19 protein-coding genes and 1 other annotated feature are annotated in these 22,084 nt (G+C 47.5%); of the genes, 3 read left to right on the forward strand and 16 right to left on the reverse strand.

Annotated elements, in window-relative coordinates; translation table 11 throughout:
- Positions 1 to 228 precede the first annotated feature (228 nt).
- From pyrE to I8U27_RS04715, 11 genes are all read right to left on the reverse strand, one after another.
- Entirely contained in the window at positions 229 to 813 is a 585-nt protein-coding gene (gene pyrE, locus I8U27_RS04665; RefSeq protein WP_181751462.1) for an orotate phosphoribosyltransferase, read from the reverse strand.
- Positions 806 to 1,552: an orotidine-5'-phosphate decarboxylase gene (gene pyrF, locus I8U27_RS04670; protein WP_232345250.1), complete on the reverse strand. Its 747-nt coding sequence runs from the start codon at positions 1,550 to 1,552 to the stop codon at positions 806 to 808. Before pyrF ends, pyrE begins: the two co-directional genes overlap by 8 nt.
- Positions 1,553 to 1,576: 24 nt before the next feature.
- Positions 1,577 to 4,807 carry a carbamoyl-phosphate synthase large subunit gene (gene carB / locus I8U27_RS04675; RefSeq protein WP_181751463.1) on the reverse strand — a complete coding sequence of 1,077 codons (3,231 nt, stop codon included), beginning with the start codon at positions 4,805 to 4,807 and terminating at the stop codon, positions 1,577 to 1,579.
- Positions 4,800 to 5,891, reverse strand: a complete 1,092-nt coding sequence (locus I8U27_RS04680) for a carbamoyl phosphate synthase small subunit (RefSeq protein ID WP_181751464.1) — start codon at positions 5,889 to 5,891, stop codon at positions 4,800 to 4,802. The genes carB and I8U27_RS04680 overlap by 8 nt, the downstream gene beginning before the upstream one ends.
- Before the next feature lie 28 nt (positions 5,892 to 5,919).
- Positions 5,920 to 7,233: a dihydroorotase gene (locus I8U27_RS04685; RefSeq protein WP_181751465.1), complete on the reverse strand. Its 1,314-nt coding sequence runs from the start codon at positions 7,231 to 7,233 to the stop codon at positions 5,920 to 5,922.
- Positions 7,230 to 8,156 (reverse strand): aspartate carbamoyltransferase catalytic subunit, encoded by a 927-nt coding sequence (locus I8U27_RS04690; RefSeq protein ID WP_181751466.1) that lies wholly within the window; start codon positions 8,154 to 8,156, stop codon positions 7,230 to 7,232. The genes I8U27_RS04685 and I8U27_RS04690 overlap by 4 nt, the downstream gene beginning before the upstream one ends.
- A gap of 130 nt (positions 8,157 to 8,286) precedes the next feature.
- Positions 8,287 to 9,660, reverse strand: a complete 1,374-nt coding sequence (gene uraA, locus I8U27_RS04695; RefSeq protein WP_220185915.1) for a uracil permease — start codon at positions 9,658 to 9,660, stop codon at positions 8,287 to 8,289.
- A gap of 128 nt (positions 9,661 to 9,788) precedes the next feature.
- On the reverse strand, positions 9,789 to 10,328 hold the full coding sequence (pyrR, locus tag I8U27_RS04700; RefSeq protein WP_181751467.1) for a bifunctional pyr operon transcriptional regulator/uracil phosphoribosyltransferase PyrR: 540 nt from the start codon (positions 10,326 to 10,328) through the stop codon (positions 9,789 to 9,791).
- Between the two features lie 196 nt (positions 10,329 to 10,524).
- Entirely contained in the window at positions 10,525 to 11,445 is a 921-nt protein-coding gene (locus tag I8U27_RS04705) for an RluA family pseudouridine synthase (protein WP_374057920.1), read from the reverse strand.
- A 20-nt stretch (positions 11,446 to 11,465) separates the two neighbouring features.
- Complete coding sequence (lspA, locus tag I8U27_RS04710; RefSeq protein ID WP_181751469.1) at positions 11,466 to 11,951, reverse strand: signal peptidase II; 486 nt, start codon at positions 11,949 to 11,951, stop codon at positions 11,466 to 11,468.
- Positions 11,952 to 12,038: 87 nt separating this feature from the next.
- Positions 12,039 to 12,761: a TraR/DksA C4-type zinc finger protein gene (locus tag I8U27_RS04715; protein WP_181751470.1), complete on the reverse strand. Its 723-nt coding sequence runs from the start codon at positions 12,759 to 12,761 to the stop codon at positions 12,039 to 12,041.
- Between the two features lie 278 nt (positions 12,762 to 13,039).
- On the opposite strand from I8U27_RS04715, the gene I8U27_RS04720 reads away from it, so the two are divergent.
- From I8U27_RS04720 to I8U27_RS04730, 3 genes are all read left to right on the forward strand, one after another.
- The gene (locus I8U27_RS04720; RefSeq protein ID WP_232345251.1) at positions 13,040 to 14,401 is read left to right on the forward strand and encodes an amino acid permease; all 1,362 of its coding nucleotides are present in this window, start codon (positions 13,040 to 13,042) and stop codon (positions 14,399 to 14,401) included.
- 328 nt (positions 14,402 to 14,729) lie between these two features.
- Positions 14,730 to 15,794, forward strand: a complete 1,065-nt coding sequence (gene rsgA, locus I8U27_RS04725) for a ribosome small subunit-dependent GTPase A (protein ID WP_181751471.1) — start codon at positions 14,730 to 14,732, stop codon at positions 15,792 to 15,794.
- A 254-nt stretch (positions 15,795 to 16,048) separates the two neighbouring features.
- On the forward strand, positions 16,049 to 16,342 hold the full coding sequence (locus I8U27_RS04730) for an Hsp20/alpha crystallin family protein (protein ID WP_232345260.1): 294 nt from the start codon (positions 16,049 to 16,051) through the stop codon (positions 16,340 to 16,342).
- 150 nt (positions 16,343 to 16,492) lie between these two features.
- Here the strand turns inward: I8U27_RS04730 and ileS are convergent, their stop codons facing one another.
- The 5 genes from ileS to I8U27_RS04760 form a co-directional block, all read right to left on the reverse strand.
- The gene (gene ileS / locus I8U27_RS04735; protein ID WP_181751473.1) at positions 16,493 to 19,273 is read right to left on the reverse strand and encodes an isoleucine--tRNA ligase; all 2,781 of its coding nucleotides are present in this window, start codon (positions 19,271 to 19,273) and stop codon (positions 16,493 to 16,495) included.
- 44 nt (positions 19,274 to 19,317) lie between these two features.
- Positions 19,318 to 19,548: a binding site (T-box leader), on the reverse strand.
- Between the two features lie 59 nt (positions 19,549 to 19,607).
- Positions 19,608 to 20,486: a DivIVA domain-containing protein gene (locus I8U27_RS04740; RefSeq protein ID WP_374057918.1), complete on the reverse strand. Its 879-nt coding sequence runs from the start codon at positions 20,484 to 20,486 to the stop codon at positions 19,608 to 19,610.
- Between the two features lie 102 nt (positions 20,487 to 20,588).
- The gene (locus I8U27_RS04750; RefSeq protein ID WP_181751474.1) at positions 20,589 to 21,377 is read right to left on the reverse strand and encodes a YlmH family RNA-binding protein; all 789 of its coding nucleotides are present in this window, start codon (positions 21,375 to 21,377) and stop codon (positions 20,589 to 20,591) included.
- Positions 21,377 to 21,646, reverse strand: a complete 270-nt coding sequence (locus tag I8U27_RS04755) for a YggT family protein (protein WP_181751475.1) — start codon at positions 21,644 to 21,646, stop codon at positions 21,377 to 21,379. The genes I8U27_RS04750 and I8U27_RS04755 overlap by 1 nt, the downstream gene beginning before the upstream one ends.
- A gap of 28 nt (positions 21,647 to 21,674) precedes the next feature.
- Positions 21,675 to 22,073 carry a cell division protein SepF gene (locus tag I8U27_RS04760; protein ID WP_181751476.1) on the reverse strand — a complete coding sequence of 133 codons (399 nt, stop codon included), beginning with the start codon at positions 22,071 to 22,073 and terminating at the stop codon, positions 21,675 to 21,677.
- Between the last annotated feature and the right edge of the window lie 11 nt (positions 22,074 to 22,084).

A 22,084-nucleotide genomic window follows, 5' to 3' on the forward strand; every position in this document is an offset into this window, starting at 1 on the left:
ATTATATTCATGACAACCAATCTCTATCTCGTTCAAACAATTCCCATTCAGTTTATACAACGGATGATCTGGGCAGGCGTTATCCGCTAGCGGTTTGATAGATGCATAAAAAGTGACTGACCTGCTGCAAAAAGAATCAATAGAAAGAGTTTGAGGAAAAGCTATTATTTAATAAACAATAAGCCCCCATTCCATTCGGGGACCTATTCTTTTACAGTCTTTATCAGATTAACCGTTTACCGTTGCACGGCTGCCTGGTTTTACTGCCGGCAAACCTTCCTTGCAGAGCGGACAATCCTCAGATGTGTAACTTTGAATCTCTATAGCGGTTAAGGCACGGTAGGGATATTGAAACGGAGTTTTTCCGCCACTGCGGTCCACGATGGAACCGATTCCGGCTATTTTAGCGCCCTTTGCCTCAAGTAAGTTTACGACCTCCTGAACGGAGCCACCGGTGGTGACTACATCTTCGATCACCAGGACACGTTCGCCTGGTTGGACGGCAAAGCCGCGGCGCAGTTCCATTTTGCCTTCTTTGCGTTCGGCGAAAAGACAGCGGACGCCTAAAGCGCGCGCTACTTCGTGCGCAATGATGACACCCCCGAGTGCAGGACCGACGACCACATCCACCTGCTCATCGCGGAAAAGAGCAGCTAAAGCTTGTCCGGCTGCTTCAGCATCGCCGGGATATTGCAGAAGTTGTGCGCACTGCATATATTGGGCGCTATGGCGGCCGGAGGTGAGAAGAAAATGCCCTTCCTTTAATACACCGGTACGTCTGATCGCCTCGTCTAAATTCCACTCTTTATTCATCAAATCCCACTCCTAGCTGTTGGATTTCTTCTACAATCGCCCAAAATGATTTCACGGGATCAGCGGACCGGGTAATGGGGCGGCCTACCACAAGATAGTCGGCCCCATCCCTGATCGCTCTCGCTGGAGTTACCACTCTTTTTTGATCCTGGACATCCTTGCCCAAGGGCCGAATGCCCGGAGTGACCGCAAGGAAAGACGGAGATGTTGCCTGTTTGACACGGGATACTTCCTGTCCTGAACAAATCACTCCGTCCGCTCCGGCCTTTTGGGCAAACTGAGCATAACGGCTGACACACTCCTCTACCGTACCCGGGATTCCAATCTCTTCATTTAACATTTGCTGATCTGTACTGGTCAGTTGAGTCACCGCCAGCAGCTTCATTCTCTCCCGGCCGGCTGTTGCTTCAGCTGCCAACCGGGCCGCTTCGATCATGGTTCTTCCCCCGCTGGCATGAATGGTGAGGAAGTCAATCCCCAGGCGTCCGAGGGACTCAATTCCTTTTGCGACTGTGTTGGGAATATCGTGCAATTTTAGATCTAGAAAGATAGGGTATCCTTCTTCTTTCCGTTTCGCAATCCACTGGGGGCCTGCCGAATAAAAGAGCTGATAGCCTACCTTAATAAAAGGCTTCTGTTCTCCACGCCAATGATCAAGAAACTGCTCTGCCATTTGAGCAGCCGGAAAATCAAGGGCAATGATTACCCGGTTATGCATGTCAACATTTGTTCTCTCCATCCGTATCCTCCTGAGCCATCCGAATCAGATAAACACCGGTTCACCCATTTTTTTGCGGCGGGGAACAGAAGGCTTGTTGATCGGCTCCGCATTCATGTGAATCGATTCCAGTGTGGTCAGCAATGCGTCCACTGTATCCAGAGAGGTTAAGCAAGCGATACCGTGTTCCACAGCTTCACGGCGGATGCGGAAGCCGTCCCGCTGAGGTGTTTTGCCGCGGGTCCAAGTGTTCACTACCAGATCAGCTTCTCCCTGGCGAATTAAATCAAGGATATGTGGCGAGCCTTCTTTCAGCTTATTGATCCGCTCCACCGGCAACCCGGCTTCTTCCAGAACCTTCGCCGTCCCGCTGGTGGAGATGATGCGGTAACCGAGTTGATAGAAGCGGCGCATGAGCGGAATCGCTTCTTCTTTCTCCTTATCTCCCAAAGTAGCCACAACCGTACCAAAACGGGGCAGGGAAATGCCGGCTGCCAGCAAACCTTTGTAAACAGCACGTGCATAGTCGCGGTCGCGGCCCATCACTTCACCGGTTGATTTCATTTCAGGTCCAAGGGTGATATCCACGCTGCGCAATTTGGCAAAAGAGAAGACCGGTACTTTTACCGCCACTTCCGGGCTTTCCGGCCATAAGCCGCCCTCATAGCCCTGTTCTTTCAGCGAGTCCCCCAGCATGATATTGGTTGCCACTTGCGCCATCGGAATACCAGTCACTTTACTCAGAAACGGTACAGTCCGTGAAGCACGCGGATTTACTTCCAGTACATAAACTTCACCTTTATGAAGAACGAACTGAATGTTTATCAGCCCTCTGGTATCAAGGGACTTGGCAATTTTCGCAGTGATCTCCACCAAGCGCTGTTTTTGCTCGTTCGCGATCGTCTGTGGCGGATAGACGGCAATGGAGTCTCCCGAGTGAACCCCGGCCCGCTCAATATGCTCCATAATTCCCGGAATCAATACCTCTTCTCCATCGCAGATTGCGTCCACTTCCAGTTCTTTTCCCAGAAGATAGCGGTCGATCAGTACAGGGTGTTCCGGGTTTACTTTTACTGCTGCTTCCATATAGGAACGCAGTTCTTTTTCTGAATAGACGATCTCCATCGCCCGTCCACCCAGAACATAAGAAGGGCGAACCAGAACCGGATATCCCAATCGGGAAGCTGTTTCAACTGCTGCTTCAACAGAAGTGACCGCGGCACCCGGAGGTTGGGCGATTTTGTTTTCGCTCAGCAACTTTTCAAATTTTTCCCGATCCTCAGCCCGATCAATCTGTTCCAGGGAGGTGCCGAGAATTTGAATCCCTTCTTCACGCAAGTCGCGCGCCAGATTAAGTGCTGTTTGTCCGCCAAACTGGACGATCACCCCAAAAGGATTTTCTTTCTCAATGATGTTCATGACATCTTCTTTATACAGCGGTTCAAAGTACAAACGGTCGGAGGTGTTAAAGTCAGTGGATACGGTCTCAGGGTTATTATTGATAATGACTGCTTCCAGGCCCGCCTGGCGAATCGCCCAGATCGCATGAACCGTTGCGTAGTCAAACTCTACCCCCTGCCCGATGCGGATCGGCCCTGATCCCAGTACCAGAACTGTTTTCTTACCGGTTTTGACCACTTCATCTTCTTGTTCATAAGTGGAGTAGTAATAAGGAGTTTCTGCTTCAAACTCCGCCGCACAAGTATCTACAATTTTATAAACCGGTTTGATGCCAAATTGCCGGCGGAGGGCTGCAACTTCTTTCTCTGAAAGCCCGCTCAGGCGCCCGATCGTCCGATCAGTCAAGCCCATTCGTTTTGCTTCCAGCAACAATTCTTCGCTCCATTCACCCACTTCTTGCAATACCTGTTCAAACTTGATGATACGCTCGATTTTGTACAGGAAAAAGCGGTCAATGCTGGTCAACTGATACGCTTCCTCCAGCGAATGTCCGCGGCGGAACCATTCTCCGAGCAAGAAGAGACGTTCATCATCCGCACGAGACAGTCGTTCCCTGATCTGTTCATCTGACAGGCTGGCTGCCTCCGGTAGATCAAAATAATCCAACCCGATTTCCAGTGAGCGAATCGCTTTCAGCAGGGATTCTTCCAGCGTACGTCCGATCGCCATTACTTCTCCGGTCGCTTTCATCTGGGTGCCCAGCCTGCGGTTGGCAGAAACAAATTTGTCAAAGGGCCAGCGTGGAATTTTGCTCACCACATAATCCAGCGTCGGTTCAAAACAGGAATATGTTTGACCTGTAACCGGATTTTTTAATTCATCCAGGGTATAGCCAATCGCAATCTTCGCAGCAATCCGGGCAATCGGATAACCTGTCGCTTTCGATGCCAGAGCACTGGAACGGCTCACCCTCGGGTTTACTTCAATCACATGATATTCAAAACTGTAAGGGTTCAGGGCATACTGGACATTACATCCGCCGCGGATATCCAGCGCACGAATAATTTTCAGTGCCGATGAGCGCAGCATGTGATACTCGCGATCAGATAAAGTCTGGCTTGGCGCAAAAACAATACTGTCTCCCGTGTGTACACCAACCGGGTCAAAGTTTTCCATGTTGCAGACGACGATGCAATTATCGGCAGCATCCCGCATCACTTCATACTCAATCTCTTTGTAGCCGGCGATGCTTTGTTCAATCAGGCACTGGGTAATCGGGCTGTAGCGGAGACCATTCTCCACGATCTCCTTCAGTTCATCTTCATTGTTCGCAATGCCGCCGCCTGTTCCCCCCAGGGTATAAGCCGGGCGAACAATCACCGGGTAACCGTTCCGACCGGCAAAGTCAACTGCCTCTTCTACGGTGTTGACAATGGCACTGTTCGGCACGGGCTCTCCAATCTCTTTCATCAAACTGCGAAATTGCTCACGGTCTTCAGCGCAGGTAATCGCACGCAAATCGGTTCCCAGGAGGCGTACCCCTTCTCTTTCCAGAACCCCTTGCTTCGCCAGTTCAACAGCAAGGTTAAGCCCCGTCTGTCCCCCCAGTGTCGGCAGAAGACCATCCGGGCGTTCTTTGCGGATCACCTGGGTAATAAACTCCGGAGTCAACGGTTCAATATAAACACGGTCGGCCATGTTGGTATCTGTCATAATTGTTGCCGGATTGCTATTGGCCAGAACAACTTCGATCCCTTCTTCTTTTAATGCCTGGCAGGCTTGCGTACCGGCATAGTCAAATTCGGCCGCCTGGCCGATCACAATGGGACCGGAGCCGATCACAAGGATTTTCTTCAATGTGGGATCTTTAGGCATAATTACATTCTCCCTTCCGTGCACACGAGTCCATCAGTTCAATAAAACGGTCAAACAGGTAGCCGGAATCCAGCGGTCCCGGCGCAGATTCCGGATGGTACTGGACAGAGAAGGCCGGCAGTTTTTGATGCTGGAGTCCTTCAATCGTTCCATCGTTGAGAGCAACATGGCTAACGGTAAGCTCTGTACCTTTGACTGAATCCGGACTGACAGCGTAGCCGTGATTTTGCGAAGTGATCACAGAACGTCCGGTAGCCAGTTCTTTCACAGGATGATTTCCGCCACGATGCCCAAACTTCATCTTTTCCGTGTCTGCGCCGCAGGCTAAGGCAAGCAACTGATGGCCCAGACAAATTCCAAACAACGGAACTTTACCGAGCAATTGTTGGATCGTTTCGATTGCTTCCGGCACATCTTTCGGGTCCCCCGGTCCGTTGGAGAGCATCACGCCATCGGGACGAAACCGTAAAATTTCTTCTGCCGTCGTATTGTAGGGAACGGAAATCACTGCACAGTTGCGTTCCACCAATTCGCGCTGAATATTGTGTTTGGCCCCGAAGTCCATCTGTACCACGCGCTTCCCAAAGCTGGGCGAGATGTGAATGCTCTTTGTGCTGACCCGGGCTACCTGGTCATGCATGAGCGGGGTGTTCAAGCGCTCCTTTAATTCTTCAAGAGGTTCATTCCCTGTTGTAATGATACCTTTCATTGTTCCGTGCAAGCGGATTTTTCGCGTCAACATCCGCGTGTCAATTCCGGAAATACCGAGGATTCCGTACTCCTTTAGAAAGTAGCTGATTGAGTACTCATTGCGCCAGTTGCTGGCAAATTCGGCGTGTTCCCGCACGATGAATCCGTGGGCATAAGGCCGCAATGATTCATAATCATCACGGGATAATCCGTAGTTCCCAATCAACGGATAGGTCATGGTAATGATTTGACCACAGTAAGACGGATCGGTTAAAACTTCCTGGTAACCGGTCATGCTGGTGTTAAAAACAACTTCCCCGATTGATTGTCCTTCTGCTCCGAAAGAAGTACCGGTAAACAGGGTTCCATCTTCCAATAACAACCTTGCTTTCATATTGATTCCTCCTGCACCATTCACATCTCTATTCAAAATCACCAAACGTTAAAGCAGTGTCCGCCTGATTCCAGGTTATGTTTCCATTCATGATCGTGAGTACCGGCCAACCTTTTACTTTCCATCCGGCAAAAGGAGTATTCCGCCCTTTGGACAGGAATGTATCCGGATCAATTGCCCGTTCTTCCTCCAGATCGATCACTGTCAGGTCGGCCGGCAGCCCTTCTGCAAGAACCCCGTATGGCAATCCGAAGATTTGAGCCGGTTTTCGGGTCATTTTATCGATCAGCTCTGCCAGGGTGAGTACCCCTTTTAGAACCAGATGCGTGTATAACAGCGGGAAAGCTGTTTCCAGCCCCACGATTCCAAAAGGTGCCCGCTCCATTCCCATTGCCTTTTCCGCTGCGGTGTGAGGGGCATGATCGGTAGCGATGATATCGATGGTCCCGTCTTTGAGTCCTTCAATCAGCGCCTCACGATCCTTTCTTGAGCGCAACGGGGGATTCATTTTCCAGAGGGCGTTTGGTTCCGGTATATCTTCATCACATAAGAGCAGATGATGCGGTGTCACTTCTGCCGTTACTTTTTGCCCCCGCGACTTTGCTTCACGAACTAAACGCACTGACTGTTCTGCACTGATATGGCACACATGATAGTGAACTCCGATATCTTCAGCCAGCAGAATATCTCTGCCTACATGGATAGATTCCGCCTCGCTCGGGATTCCCTGCAAGTGGTAACGGCTGGCAAACGTTCCGTCATGGACACAACCGCCTTTGGCCAGGGTGTCATCTTCACAGTGAGCCACTACGGGCAATCCGACCTGACAGGCCTTGCGCATCGCTTCTTTCATCATTTTGCTGCTTTGGATTCCGACGCCGTCGTCCGTCACTCCGATGACCCCGGCTGCTTTTAAGGCCGCCATATCGGTCAGTTCCTGCCCTAATTCCCGCACCGTAATCGCTCCGTATGGAAGTACACGCGCACAGCCTGCCTGCTCAGCTTTTGCGAGGATCTCCCGCACCACTTCCACTGAGTCTGTGACCGGACGGGTATTGGGCATACAAGCCACCGTAGTAAATCCGCCTCTGGCTGCTGCACGGGTTCCGGAGGCAATGGTTTCTTTTTTTTCAAAACCGGGCTCACGGAAATGGACATGCATATCGATCAAGCCCGGCGAGACAAACTTTCCCGAAAGGTCGATAACTTCTGCATCCGGATCATTGACGGGAAGATGAGTATCGATTTTTTTTATATATGTTCCTTCTATCAAAATATCTATCTCTATTAAATCATCTGAAACCGGATCCAGAACACACCCATTTTTTAACAATTTTTTCATCTTTGTACTCCCCCTAAAGCTCGTTCTAGAACAGCCATCCGAATAAAAACCCCATTTGTTTTTTGTGCGAAAATTTTTGAACGGGGATGTTCCACCAGCTCATCGGAAATTTCCACATTCCGATTGACCGGGCCCGGATGCATGATGATCGCGTCCGGTTTCATGGTTTGGAATCGTTCAATGCTTAAGCCATAGTTTTTAAAGTACTCGCCTGCCGAAACAAATAATTGTTCATGATGGCGCTCCAATTGAACTCTGAGCATCATCACCACATCAGCTTCACGAATTGCTTCTTCAAAAGGCAGATAGGAGGCGATTTTTTCCAACTCGTGATCTCTCATGGACTCCGGTCCGCTAAAGATGACCTGTACCCCGAATTTTCCCAGGGCCCAGCAATTGGAACGGACCACACGGCTGTGCTTGATATCTCCGATCATGGCTACTTTTAACCCGGACAGGCTGCCAAAATGCTTTTTCATCGTGTAGAGGTCCAATAACGCCTGGGTGGGATGAGCCATTTTGCCTGCCCCTGCATTGATAATCTTACAGCCGGTATCCTCTGTTAACAGTTCTTGAATGGCTTCCGGCTCCCGGTGGCGCACTGTGACAACTTCCACACCTAATGCAGATAACGTTTTAACTGTATCGCAAAGCGATTCCCCTTTGGTTGTACTTGACTCCTCCATATTTACGTTGAGGACATGAAGGCCTAATTTTTTCTCGGCGATCTCAAAGGAAAACCGGGTGCGGGTACTTGGTTCAAAGAATAAATTTGCCGCAAACCGGCCGGCAAAAGGGGCTTGTCCCGGCCGCCAGTTTTTTTCCCAAAAGGCGGCTCTCTCCATGATCTGCTCCAATTCCCACTTGCTGAGCTCCACCGTATCAAACAAGTGGTCAGAACGAATCAGTGGTTGTGTAGCCATGTTCCATCACCTTTTTCTGTGAAAGTGTGTGTCTAAGGGGGAAGGCAGAATTCTGTTCGCTCCCCAGATTTCTGCTTCCCCGGCAAGATTAAACTTTCATCGACTTCCATCCCGGCATAAATGTTTTGTATTACGCCGCCCCAACCCTGGCGTATGTCTCTTTTTCTTCCTTCTGTTTCGGCAAGACAAGGTTGAGGACAATCCCGACCACTGTTGCAAGCGCCATTCCTTCCAGTTCAAGGTGAATGTCCGCAAATCTGAGCACAGCGCCCCCGATTCCGATCACAAGAACAACCGCAGCAATCACCAGGTTGCGCCGGTCATTGAAATCAATGCGATTTTCGATCAACATGCGCAACCCGGCGGAAGCGATAATGCCGAATAGGAGGATGGACACCCCACCCATCACCGGAGTGGGTATTGTTTGAATCAGTGCTGCTAACTTTCCGACACAAGATAAGCCGATCGCCAGTACAGCGGCGCCGCCAATCACCCATACGCTAAAAATGCGAGTGATTGCCATCACTCCGATGTTTTCACCGTAGGTTGTCGTTGGAGGTCCGCCGAGCAAAGCAGCGATGGAGGTGGCGATTCCATCCCCGAGCAAAGAGCGGTGCAGACCCGGATCTTTTGTTAAATCCCGATCCATAATGGTACCGGTCACCACTAAATGTCCAATGTGTTCAGCAAGAACCGCCAGGATCACCGGCAGGATGACCAGTGCCGCTTTCCAGGAGGGAGTTGGGACCGTGAATTGTGGAAGATCAAACCATTTCGCCTGCTGAACCGCCGTAAAATCAACCATCCCGGTAAAATAGGCAACGATATAACCACCGATAATTCCGATCAAAATGGGGATGATATTCAGAAATCCGCGGAAAAACAGACTTGCGATAATGGAGATTCCCAGTGTCGCCAGGGCTACTCCGAAGTTTTCCAGAGAGTATACATGCATAGTAATCTTCCCGTGCTCCGTATCCACATTTTTAATAGAACCGTCCAAGTGCTGCCATTCCGCCGCTGACCGGGGCATCTGCTGAACAACATCTTTCATGCTGGCCATATCGACGGCAGTCCCAGCCAGTGCCAGGCCGATCACGATCACTACAGAACCGATGACGACCGGAGGCAGGATATAATCGAGCCACTTCACTCCAAAGCGGTAGACAAAGAGTGCCACCACCCCGTACATAATCCCGACCAGCAGGCAGCCGAATAATGCTTCCCCAATGTGTTTCCCGCCCTGAGAAACGGTAATAATCGGAACGATAAAGGCGAAAGAAGAACCGAGGTAGGCGGGAACTTTGCCACGGGTTACAATTAAATAAGCGATTGTACCGATTCCGCTTGCCATCAGGGTGACGGACGGACTTAAACCCGTTAAAACAGGAACCAGGATCGTTGAACCAAACATGGCAAAGAGGTGTTGAAAACTGAGAGCGATCCATTTCCATAACTTTGGTCTTTCATGAACATCCATGCGGATGAATTGATGTTTGTTCATTTTTTTCACTCCTTTTCCATCATGAAGGTAAAAAAAATCTCCTTGCCCGTACGGCAAAGAGACGCAATTCACCCATTAAAGCGTGCGTTTTCCCTTTGCCGGCCTCACGGGACCGTCTTAAAAGGGGACTATTCATTTGTTTTTATGCAAACTTTATCTTGTCCGTCATCCACTTCCGTCAGTGTTACAGAAACGGATTCATTTCTGGAAGTAGGTACATTTTTACCAATATAATCAGGACGAATCGGCAATTCACGGTGCCCGCGGTCAATGAGTACTGCAAGCTGGATCATCTGGGGCCGGCCGTGATCGATGAGGGCATCCATCGCCGCCCTTACCGTTCGGCCCGTATAAAGTACATCATCAACCAGAATGACCTTTTTTCCGTTTATATCCGGTATTTGCGTGTCTTTTATTTGCGGGTGCGGATGTTTTTCAGTCAGATCGTCTCTGTACAGGGTGATATCCAACTCCCCAATAGGGATGCTTCGGCCCTCAATCTGCCGGATGCGGTCCCCAAGTCGTCTGGCAAGATAAATGCCTCTGGTTTTAATCCCTACCAATAAACAATCTTGAACGCCTTTGTTGCGTTCTAAAATTTCATGCGCAATCCGGGTCAACGCCCGACGTATAGCCGCCTCGTCCAAGATCGTTTTTCCGACTCCCATCCCTCTGCTCCTTTCGATTCTGTTCAGGCCGGAAGATAAAAAAAGCTTCTTGTCCGCAACTGGACAAGAAGCACATAGGCAGTTTTCACCTATCTAAAATCATCCGTGCCCTTGCCAGCCTCTCCGGACTGGATTTAAAGGTTCTATCATCACTAGATGTTATTATGACCTACTTTAAAGAGGTTGTCAAATGAAATTATGATTGGGAGCGCAAAGTTTGCAACAACCGCTCCATGTCCCGGGGAAGCTCTGCTTCGATGCGGATTTGCTCTCCAGTTCGCGGATGGGCAAATCCGATCACTTGTGCATGCAGGGCTTGCCCCTCAATCGGATAAATATTTTTCTTTGGCCCATATACGGGATCCCCGACAAGCGGAAACCCAATATATTTCATATGAACGCGGATCTGATGTGTTCGCCCCGTTTCCAGGCGGCACTCGATCAATGTTGTCCCGGCAAAACGCTCACGCACGGTAAAATGAGTTACCGCATGCTTGCTGTTTTTGTGAACAACCGCCATTCGTTGACGGTGAACGGGATCTCTTCCGATCGGGGCTTCAATCGTTCCATTTTCATGGGGAATTAATCCATGTACTACCGCCAGATAAACCCTCTCCACGGAGTGTTCTTTTAATTGGGCCACCAAAGATTGATGGGCCAGATCGTTTTTAGCGATCATCAACAAGCCTGATGTATCTTTATCAATCCGATGAACAATTCCCGGACGGGCAACGCCCCCAATTCCGGATAACTCATCTTTACAATGGGCAAGCAAGGCATTAACCAGCGTCCCGGTGTGATTTCCGGGGCCGGGATGAACCACCATTCCTCTCGGCTTATTCACAACCAGAACATCCTCGTCCTCGTAGCGGATATCCAGAGGGATCGGTTCCGCTATAACTTGCAGCTCTTCTGCCGGAGGAACTTGAATCTCAACCGTTTCCCCATGCTTTAAACGGTAATTTCCCTTTTTCGCACTGCCATTGACGCGTACGAGTCCATCCCTGATCCACTCCTGAACGCGGACACGGGACCATTCTTCATTGTATAAAGCAATCGCTTTGTCCAGACGGGTCCCTGCCAGGTTCTCCGGTACTTGCCATTCATGATGCTTCAAGATGTCTAACGAATCTTCCATCAGGAGTCACTCGCTTCGGATAACTTTTCGTTTGACTCAACTTCGGAACTGAATAAGGTGATCAGAACCAGAATACAAACCCCTACCACAATAGCTGAATCCGCCACGTTAAAAATCGGAAAGTTATAAGTACCAAAGCGAAAATCTAAAAAGTCAACCACTTCACCGGTCTTGATCCGGTCAATCAAATTACCGACAGCTCCCCCGAGAATGAGGGCAAATGAAAAAGACATCCACGGCCGTTCACTTTTTAATTGCCAGAGGTAGTACAAAATAATCATGATCACAATAAATGTGATGGTGATAAAAAGCCATTGCTGATTTTCCAAAATCCCAAATGCTGCACCGCGATTCCGGTGGGAGGTAATATGAAAAAATTCGTCGATAACCGGAATCGATTGAAAAAGAGACATATGTTTTACAACCAGCCATTTGGTCCACTGATCTGCGATCAAGATGATCAATGTGGTAAAAAAATATCTCAAGCGTCCTCCTCCTGTCTCCCGCAGTCAAACATCAACATTTTTCCATCTGATTGTAGCACAGCCGCTGAACTTAGCACAAGTTAACGGCTAAACGGTAGTATCCCAATCTCCGGTGAAATCTGTATCTGTTTCTTCCAGGGCCTCTTCCTGGTCTTTTTGCCGGTATGCCTGGTTGTGGGTGATCTCGGTAATATCATCTGTATGACCGTCAATGTCAGCAATGGAAAAACCCTCAACCAGATCAATATATCCCCGCTGTTCATTATGATCGATGGTGAGTTCATTATAGTTGCGCCCTTCCGCGAAATAATCGGGCGGGTTAGAAGTCCCGTACTGCTCCACTTCTTGCCAGGCATCCTCGGCATCATAGGCATTATAATTTCGGTTATCCAAAAAATATAAATCATAACTGGTTGACCGTTCTTCCACAGGGCGGCGGGCAGACGGGTGTTTGTCCGGGTAATGTTCAAGACAATACTCAGTAGTGGGAACAGCCTCAAGCCGCTCAAAGGGGATTTCTTGATGACATACTTTACACAACCCGTATTCACCCGTTTCCATCCGTTTTAAGGCACGATTGATGTCCTGTAAGTGATGTTCATCTTTATCGTTTAAAGCAAGATCCTTTCCCCGTTCGTACATTTCCGAACCCAGGTCAGCCGGATGATTGTCATAACCGGATAATTCACCGAGAGAATCATTCATCCCTATTTCCAAGCCATAATCATCTGTTTGCTTTAAACGCTGTTCAACCTGTTTTTTTTCTTCAATCAGTTGTTGATACAGCTGGTTTCGCTGCTGTTGATTCATCTCCTTTAGCCTCCATCCAATGGTTCTCCATGTACCAGGCATCCATTAAGGACCTTTTTTATTTCGTTTTGTTTTTTAGATTGTCCTGTTAAACCATTTTCATGTCACCACAACGCTAATGGTAATGAATACATAAAAGCGTTATACAGTGGTATCAAACAAAGGGCTAAAATCGTTTTATATTTTTTCTGAATTCAATTAAATTTTTAATTAACCTTTTCTTATTCCTTTATTGCTGTTATGCTTTTTTGTATTAAAGTGAGGAGCTGGAACTGAAAATGTCTGAACAATTAAAACGTGGTTTATCTCCCCGGCACATACGAATGATGGCGATCGGGGGAACAATTGGAGCAGGAATTTTTAAAGGCAGTGCAGATTCATTGTCCCTTGCGGGTCCGGGAGTCATTTTCGCTTATCTGTTTGCCGGCTTGTTATTGTTTCTCGTTATGGGAGCAATGGCAGAAATGGCCGGGGTTTACACACAAACAGATCTGCGCGGAATTATTAATAAAGCATTTGGATCCCATGTCTCGTTTGTCATGGGTTGGTTGTACTGGGTCAATTGGGTCTTAGTTATGGCCGTAGAGATCGTAGCAGCAGGCAGCTTTTTACAATACTGGTTTCCCGAGCTACCCGTCTGGTTTCTCAGTCTTATCGTGGCCATCTGTATCCTGGTCGTAAATGTAGCCAGTGTCCGCTTTTTCGGGGAAATTGAGTTTTGGCTATCCGGCATTAAAGTGACAACGCTCATTCTGTTTATTATCATCGGAAGTTCACTTTTACTTGGCATTGGGGCGGCGGACAGCGCCCCTCAATTACAACATTATACTTCACATGGCGGCTTTTTTCCTATGGGATGGACAGGAGTTTTCTCTTCCTTGCTCATTGTTATTTTTTCCTATGGAGGCACGGAACTGATCGGCTTAACACTCCGGGAAGCAAAAGACATGGAGCGCGTTTTGCCGAAGATTATCAGAGGGGTGGTCTGGAGAGTTTGTCTCTTTTATGTATTGCCGATTCTTGTGATTTGCGGGCTGCTTCCGTGGAATGAAATAGGGGATCATGGGAGTCCTTTCGTTCAGGTGTTGTCCTCGGTGGGACTTAAGGGGGCTGCACATGTCATGAATCTGGTGTTGTTAACTGCGGTCGTCTCCGCTGCCAATTCCGGAATGTATGCCACATCAAGAATGCTCTATTCCCTGGCAAAAGACGGAGAAGCACCATCTGTATTCACACGACTTTCCAAAAAAGGAGTCCCCTCTTACGGACTGCTCGTAAGCGGCATTAGTTTATTTATTGGTTCATGGGCCGCATTTATGACTCCCGAACATGTTTTCCAATATTTAATGGGAATTCCGGGATTTACTGTCCTGTTTGTCTGGATTACCATTTGTCTTGCCCAGTTGAAAGTACGTTCCAAATATCCAGTCACTCCGTCTTACCAAACTCGTTTTTATCCTTATGCAACTATTTTTGCTGTTGTTTCTTTATCTGTCATTCTCGGAATGGTGTTATTAAATATAAAAAATATAACCAGCTCGATCATCAGCCTCAGCGTCATCCTTGTTCTTTTCCTTCTTTCTTACCTTAAAAAGAGCCCGGCTGATCAAAAGGACTCAAAACGATTTGCCGCTTCATAACAGCATGTCAGTCTTCATAAATCATTCAAATCCACAAGCGACACCTGGCTGCGCACAATGCAGTCAGGTGTTGCGTTTTCTGTGAAAGTGTGTGTTAGGGGAAGGGATTTTGGGGATGGTCCGGCCGGTTAAAAAATTCTCTACTTTGTGGTAAGCTAATTTTAGACGATTCAGTCGATACTTGGTTCATTAAAGGAGTGATGGCTATGACTGAAACCTTATTTGCCGAAAAAGTGATGATCTGCTAAACCACAGGGCTTCTTTGATGAATAACTGAAATCACCAGGGATCCTCTGTGGTTGATTAAAACCACCGGGAGGAATCCAATTTGAACATAAATAATTATGGATGGAACAAAACCCAGGAGTTGCTGGAAGTACAATTAAAGGAAGAAGGGTATGTACTGGGGCGCGTTTTGTTGGAGCATCAAAGACTGTATCGCGTGATCACCAGACAGGGGGAAGTTTTGGCTTCGATTTCGGGAAAGTTTCGCTATGAAGCGATCCGACGCACCGACTATCCCTGTGTCGGAGATTGGATTGCACTGGTGGTTCGCGAACAGGAACAAAGGGGAACCATTCATCGCGTCTTGCCCCGTTCCAGCCGTTTTTCCAGGAAAGCTGCAGGAACCGGTCACGATGAACAGCTGGTGGCTACCAATGTTGATACGGTATTTTTAGTCCATGCCTTAAACCAGGATTTCAATATCCGAAGATTGGAGCGGTATTTGGTGATGGCCTGGGAGAGCGGGGCATCCCCCGTGATTGTCTTAAACAAAAGCGACCTTTGTGATCAAGCAGAAGCCAGGCGGGCGGAAGTAGAAACAATTGCTCTCGGTGTTCCTATCCATACGATCAGTGCCGAAAAAAATATGGGTTTGGAAGAGTTGGCGCCCTATCTGCAAAGCGGGAAGACGGTGGCATTGCTCGGCTCTTCAGGTGTCGGTAAATCGACGCTGACAAACAAACTGACAGGAAAGAAACGGCAAATGACTCAATCTGTACGCGAACAAGACGGAAAAGGGCGGCATACAACAACATACCGCGAATTGATTCCCCTTCCCGGCGGAGGCTGCATCATCGATACCCCGGGGATGCGTGAATTGCAGCTTTGGGATGCTCCTGACGGTTTAAATGAAACCTTTGGGGATATTGATACTCTGGCTGAACAATGCCGTTTTAACGATTGTACCCACCTTCGTGAACCCGGCTGTGCCGTCCAGGCTGCCCTGACAGAGGGAAAGCTCTCCCGTGAACGGTTTGACAGCTATTGCAAGCTGCAGAGGGAACTTGCTTATCTCACCAGAAAAGAGAACAAACAATCACAATTGGCCGAAAAAGCGTTATGGAAAAAGAGAACCATTCAAACAAAAAAACATCCAAAACGGAGATAATCGATTTATTTATGAACCAGATGGTGACGCTGATTGCCCCTCACTGTTTGGTTCTTTTTTCTATGAAAGTGTGTGTCAGTGTGGGAAAGGCAGAATTTTGTCTTTCTTCCGATCGGCGATCCGCATTTGGCAACATCTGATTTTTTGGTTTATTTTATCAGGAAGATAGCCAAGTCAAACTATAACAGCCAATAATAATATATTTTCAGGGAAACTGGTTATCAACATAAAGAAGAGAGGGAATATTTGTGAAAATGTATAAAAAACACGAAACGGACGATGATATCATTTTTTATTTTAAAATCCCCGGATTAAGCAAAGATAAAAATATTAAAGTTTTCACCTGCAACCAGACCCTCACAGTTAAAGGAAATTTTAGTGTGGAAAATTCTTATCGTCATTTCCAACATACTATTTCCATCCCATCCAATACAGATGTCGATGGCATAAAGAGTATATATAAAAATGATATCCTTGAGATACGCCTTCCAAAGGAGGAAGAGCCTGCAAATTTAACCAAAAATATTAATATTGAATTTGATGACTAAATGGAAAAATGCTTCGGGTTCACCCCATAAAATTCATATTGAGTCAAAGCAGAGCGGGTATATCAGTCAACCCTCGCTGTTTTGCGGTTCTTTTTTAGCAATAAAGCTTGGGCTAATGAACACCCAAGCTTTATCTCTATATCAATCAAATTATACTGTTCCTACTCCTGCTTCCGGGTAATGCTCACGCACAATGGGAGCACAGCGGTCGCACAGGGTGGGGTGATCTTCCTGTTTCCCCACTGATGGAGAAATGACCCAGCATCGTTCACATTTCTCACCCTCGGCCACGTTCACTTCCACCAGCACTTTTTTATCAGCAGGAACTTCATTTGCAGGCGGATTAAGATGTACATGGGAAACGATAAACAGTTGATCCAGTTCGTCTATTTGACTTAACAATTGATAAGTCTTTTCATTCGGGGTCAACTCAACCGAAGCTCCCAGGGAATTGCCGATTACTTTCGCGGCTCGCGCATCTTCCAGTGCTTTTAATACTTCGTCACGAACAAGCAGCATCTCGTCCCATTTGTTTTCCAACTGCTGATCGAGGAACTCTTCATTAACTTCCGGGAACAGTGTCAACTGGACACTTACATCTTTCACACCCGGAGTATGTCTCCACACCTCTTCAGCCGTGTGCGGGATCAACGGGCTGACCATTTTTACCAGGGAGACCAGCATCTCATACAATACAGATTGCGCGGAACGGCGTACCGGTGAAGCAACCGGCAATACATAAAGCCGGTCTTTCAACACATCCAGGTAGAACTGACTCAAGAAGACGGTACAGAATTGATGCACCGAAGTGTAGACTTGATGGAATTCATACTTATCATATGCCCGGGTAACACGTCCGATAAGGCGTTGCAGTTTGGTAAGCGCATACCGGTCCAACTCGCTCATCTCATTAAAGGCTACCCGGTCTTTATCCGGATCAAACCCATTCAGGTTCCCGAGCAAAAAGCGGAATGTGTTGCGCAGTTTACGGTACACCTCGGCGATTTGTTTTAGAATCGCATCCGAAACACGTACATCAGATTGATAATCGACAGAAGCGACCCACAGGCGCAGGATATCTGCTCCGTACATTTTAACCACTTTTGCCGGATCGATCACATTACCGAGTGATTTGGACATTTTGCGGCCTTCTCCATCCAGGGTAAAACCATGACTTAACACCTCTTTGTAAGGAGCCTGCCCTCTGGTGGCAACAGCAGTGGATAAGGAGGAGTTAAACCATCCACGATATTGGTCAGACCCTTCCAGGTACATGTCGGCCGGCCAGCGCAGATCTTCGCGTTGCCCCAGAACTGCTGCATGACTGCTGCCGGAGTCAAACCAGACATCCATGATATCAGTTTCTTTGCGGAAGCGTTCACTGCTGCAATTGGAACATCTCTGCCCTTCCGGCATCAGCTCTTTAACCTCTCTGGCATACCAGACAGAAGATCCTTCTTTGGCAAACAGATCCGCAATATATTCAATCGTTTCATCCGTGATATGCGGAGTTGAACATTCTTCACAGTAGAAAATGGGCAGCGGTACGCCCCAAACCCGTTGTCTGGAAATGCACCAGTCCCCTCGCTCGGCAATCATGTTATGCAAGCGAACTTCTCCCCAGGATGGTGTCCATTTCACTTTTTTGATCTCTTCCAACATTTCTTGGCGGAAGCCGTCAATGGAGGCAAACCACTGTTCCGTAGCCCGGTAGATCACCGGTTTCTTCGTTCGCCAGTCATGCGGATACTGGTGTGAGATAAATGTCAACTTGAGCAAACATCCGACTTCTTCCAGTTTTTGTGTCACAACTTTATTCCCGTCTTCATAGAAAATGCCCTCAAAGCCAGGTGCCTGAGCTGTAAAGACCCCTTTTCCATCCACAGGACAAAGGACACCTAAATCATACTTTTGTCCCAGCAGGAAATCCTCTTCCCCGTGTCCGGGTGCGGTATGAACACATCCGGTTCCGGCATCCAGATTGACATGATCGCCAAAGACGATGGGGCTTTCACGATCATAGAACGGATGGCTGCAAACAACCCCTTGTAACTCTTTGCCCTTAAAGGTAGCAACCGTTTTGTATTCTTCGATCTCCGCTGTTTTCATCACCTGATCTACCAGTTCGGCCGCCATCAACAGTTGGCGCTCACCTGTTTGCACCAGGCTGTAATCAAAATCTTCGTTCAGTGCAATCGCCAGGTTGGCCGGAATCGTCCAGGGGGTTGTTGTCCAAATAACCACATAGGTGTTGTTTTCGGGAAGGAGCCCGTTACCGTCTTTTACCGGAAAAGTGACATAAATGGACGGAGAGCGTTTATCATAGTATTCGATCTCAGCTTCTGCGAGAGCAGTTTCTGAGGAAGGTGACCAGTAAACAGACTTCATACCCCGATAAATGTGTCCTCTTTTCACCATTTCCCCAAAGACGCGGATTTGTTCCGCTTCATATTGCGGCTTTAATGTGATATACGGATGATTCCAGTCCCCGCGTACACCCAGCCGTTTAAATTGTTCTATTTGGCTTTCAATAAAAGAGAGGGCATACTCTTTACACATTTCACGGAACTGAACAGGGTCAACATTTTTGCGGTCTACTTTTTTCTTTGTCACAATCGCATGTTCAATCGGTAAACCATGTGTGTCCCATCCGGGTACATAAGGTGCATCAAAGCCCTTCAACGATTTATACCGTACGATAAAGTCTTTCAGCGTTTTATTTAAAGCGTGCCCGATATGGATATTCCCATTGGCATAAGGTGGCCCATCATGCAGGATAAAGCGGGGCTGCCCTTTTCTTTTTTGTTGTACTTGTCCATAGATATCAATCTCGTCCCACCATTTTTGCATTTCCGGTTCCCGATTTGGTAAGTTGCCCCTCATGGGAAAATCAGTTTTGGGCAGATTCAGCGTTTTACTGTAATCCGGCATATGATCAACTCCTTTGTCAAAAATAAAAAAAACCTTCTTCATCCTCTAGGGACGAGAAGGTTTCCCGCGGTACCACCCTAATGGTTTCAATTTGACAAAAAGCGAAATCGAACCACTTGTTTCATCCGTAACGTGGATGACGCGGTCTACCTTACTCTATGTTCAGGTGACAGTTCCAGGGTGATTTTCGATAGAAACCCGGATTAGGCTTACACCCTCCCTAATTCGCTGAAACGCGAGTCCCTCTATCTACTCTTCCCTTTCCTTACCTTTAACCCTATATGCTTGTTCTCATTATACACGAGAATGTGGATGTTGGTTCAAGGTTGTTTCATCAGAACATTGCTTTTTTCTTCAGCTTGCGCGAAGTTCTTCTGAGTTCCCGGCGAGGCTCGTCCTCTTCTTCCATATAGGATGCAGCCACTTCATCAATCATGTTGGGATCTTCCATATTACGGTATTCCTGATTGTGGTATTCCTGATTATGATATTCCTGATTGCGGAATTCCTGTGTTTGTTGATGATCCATCAGCAACTCCGGCGTTTGTGTACGGTCAGCATATTGCTCCAATTGCTTTCCGGTCTCCTCCAGATTGCTTTCCAATTCCTCAAGAGATTCCCAATCGGAATTTTCCAGAATATCCAGATGAGATTGGACAAGAGTACGGAAGCGAGCGCGATAAACAGTTGCTTTTTGCTTCAGATCAAGCAGCTCGCTGTGTACGGCACGTGCTTTTTGCAAAGCTTCGTTGATAATCCGGTCGGCATTTTTTTCAGCCTCCTGGACGATCAGTTCTGCTTCTTTCTTCGCATTCAGCCGTACTTCATCGGCCACTTCCTGTGCCACCCGAATCGATTTGTGAATACTCTGTTCCATCGAAGTAAGGGCAGCGGCAGACGGTTGTAATGCATTCATCGGTTCTGTCGGTTGCTGATAACGAGGCTGCAATTGTTGTTGTTGCGGCGGCTGCTGCGGTTGTTGCGGCGGCAAAGCCGGTTGGGGGCCGCTTTGGAACATTTGCTCTCCTTCCATGACACGTTCCAATTCGGCTTGCAAGTCCTCAACTTGTTGTTCAAGTTCCAATTTTTCCCTGGTCAGCAGTTCGAAGTCTTTAATAATCTGATCCAGAAAATCGTTCACTTCATCAACATCATACCCACGAAATGATCTTTTAAACTCTTTATTGTGTATATCGTAAGGTGTTAGCGGCATCATCCGCACCTCCTGGATAAATTGCATTCTCTTCTATTCGACAATATTACCAGATATCCTTCAGAAATTCTATAAGCATCGCCCATAAATAGGTAGATTGGTCTAGATAAAGGATGCTATTTTAACCAAATTTCTCCTTTTTTTAGTGAGTCCGTCCAAACTCATGATACGGATGCGTCCATAACCTCGCAATGAAATCAAATCTCCTGCCTCAACGGGATAATCTGGCTGGTCGACAACTTTCCAATTTACTTTACATTTTCCGTTTTTGATCCAGGCTGCTGCTTTCGCTCTGGAAATACGATATCCTTCAGACACCAATGCATCCACACGCAACGAAGGGAGTGTAACCGCGCGAACAGAATATTTTTGCTCTGTTAGAATGAATTCATTCCGAGCAATCTTACTTATGTTAACATGTTCCCTCCCCACTTGTCCAAGCTGGTTGTGAACAAACTCACACATTTCCTCGGCAATAACGATGTCACAACCTGATTGGTGAGGATGGAGATCTCCAACTTTTTCTCTTTTGATTCCCAGCCCGAGGATCGTTCCCAAAACATCGGAGTGTTCCAGAGGCTTTCCACTCTTCGTTTCCAGCCGTAAAAATGAGAGGCGGAACAGTCTTGGATCATTTCTGAGATAAGAGGACGGCCCCACTACAGCCCTGCACCTTTCCGCCGATGAATAACCCCCGTCCAATAACAGGAGAAGTTCAGGTTCTCTCTGAACCAGCGTACGCAAAATGTACTGTTCCCGCGGATCTAAAAAGGGCGTTGTCACTGGCTGGTATTTATCCAAAGCGCGCTCAATCCAATCCAGGGAACGTTCGACAAACGGCTTTTCATCCCGTCGGAAATGTGCGAAAATCGCAGATTCACGGTTCGTCATCAAAATAACCTCAAAATCCAGGCCAGAATAGCAAAAACTCCAATTCTAATAAAATGAAGAGCAAACAGAGCTACAATAGGCGATAAATCAATCACGCCGATCGGCGGGATAAAACGCCGAAATACAGATAAATACGGCTCAACCAGGCGTCCCAGCAGAGTGCCTACCGGAGATCCCTGTACATTTGGAAACCATGAAAACAGAATGTAAACAAAAATCATGATGTAGTAGATATTAAATGCCCAGTCAATGACTTTGAAAATATCCATAAGAAAATGGTCACCTCAATCTTTTGCCTCAGTCATCTTGCATAAGCTCTGTAATGGTTCCTTGAATATCGACGTTTGCAGGTGTACAGATGAAGATATGGGGACCCAGCTTTTGAATGTTTCCTCCAAGAGCATAGACGGTACCGCTTAAAAAGTCAACGATCCTCATCCCCTGATCCCTGCGCACACGTTGCAGATTGACTACGACTGGGCGGTGACTTTTAAGGTTATCGGCGATTTCTTGTGCATCTTCATAAGCCCTTGGCTCATACAGAACCAGTCGAATATTTTTTTGAGTATGCAATGACACGATATTACTTCTTCCTTTGGCCGGAGGAGTCGTGGTGTCAGTATCCAAATCATCTTCATACAGATCTTCTTCATCACTCACACCAAAGAAACCCATGATTCGATTCATTAAAGTCACTGGGAGTCGCC

The organism is Paenactinomyces guangxiensis (assembly GCF_016055185.1).
GTDB lineage: Bacteria > Bacillota > Bacilli > Thermoactinomycetales > Thermoactinomycetaceae > Paenactinomyces > Paenactinomyces guangxiensis.

Excerpts from the sequence above, each read along its gene's own strand:
- pyrE (WP_181751462.1), bottom strand. The coding sequence starts at position 813 with ATGAATAAAGAGTGGAATTTAGACGAGGCGATCAGACGTACCGGTGTA.
- pyrF (WP_232345250.1), bottom strand. The coding sequence starts at position 1,552 with ATGGAGAGAACAAATGTTGACATGCATAACCGGGTAATCATTGCCCTT.
- carB (WP_181751463.1), bottom strand. The coding sequence starts at position 4,807 with ATGCCTAAAGATCCCACATTGAAGAAAATCCTTGTGATCGGCTCCGGT.
- I8U27_RS04680 (WP_181751464.1), bottom strand. The coding sequence starts at position 5,891 with ATGAAAGCAAGGTTGTTATTGGAAGATGGAACCCTGTTTACCGGTACT.
- I8U27_RS04685 (WP_181751465.1), bottom strand. The coding sequence starts at position 7,233 with ATGAAAAAATTGTTAAAAAATGGGTGTGTTCTGGATCCGGTTTCAGAT.
- I8U27_RS04690 (WP_181751466.1), bottom strand. The coding sequence starts at position 8,156 with ATGGCTACACAACCACTGATTCGTTCTGACCACTTGTTTGATACGGTG.
- uraA (WP_220185915.1), bottom strand. The coding sequence starts at position 9,660 with ATGAACAAACATCAATTCATCCGCATGGATGTTCATGAAAGACCAAAG.
- pyrR (WP_181751467.1), bottom strand. The coding sequence starts at position 10,328 with ATGGGAGTCGGAAAAACGATCTTGGACGAGGCGGCTATACGTCGGGCG.
- I8U27_RS04715 (WP_181751470.1), bottom strand. The coding sequence starts at position 12,761 with ATGAATCAACAGCAGCGAAACCAGCTGTATCAACAACTGATTGAAGAA.
- I8U27_RS04720 (WP_232345251.1), top strand. The coding sequence starts at position 13,040 with ATGTCTGAACAATTAAAACGTGGTTTATCTCCCCGGCACATACGAATG.
- I8U27_RS04730 (WP_232345260.1), top strand. The coding sequence starts at position 16,049 with ATGTATAAAAAACACGAAACGGACGATGATATCATTTTTTATTTTAAA.
- ileS (WP_181751473.1), bottom strand. The coding sequence starts at position 19,273 with ATGCCGGATTACAGTAAAACGCTGAATCTGCCCAAAACTGATTTTCCC.
- I8U27_RS04740 (WP_374057918.1), bottom strand. The coding sequence starts at position 20,486 with ATGCCGCTAACACCTTACGATATACACAATAAAGAGTTTAAAAGATCA.
- I8U27_RS04750 (WP_181751474.1), bottom strand. The coding sequence starts at position 21,377 with ATGACGAACCGTGAATCTGCGATTTTCGCACATTTCCGACGGGATGAA.
- I8U27_RS04755 (WP_181751475.1), bottom strand. The coding sequence starts at position 21,646 with ATGGATATTTTCAAAGTCATTGACTGGGCATTTAATATCTACTACATC.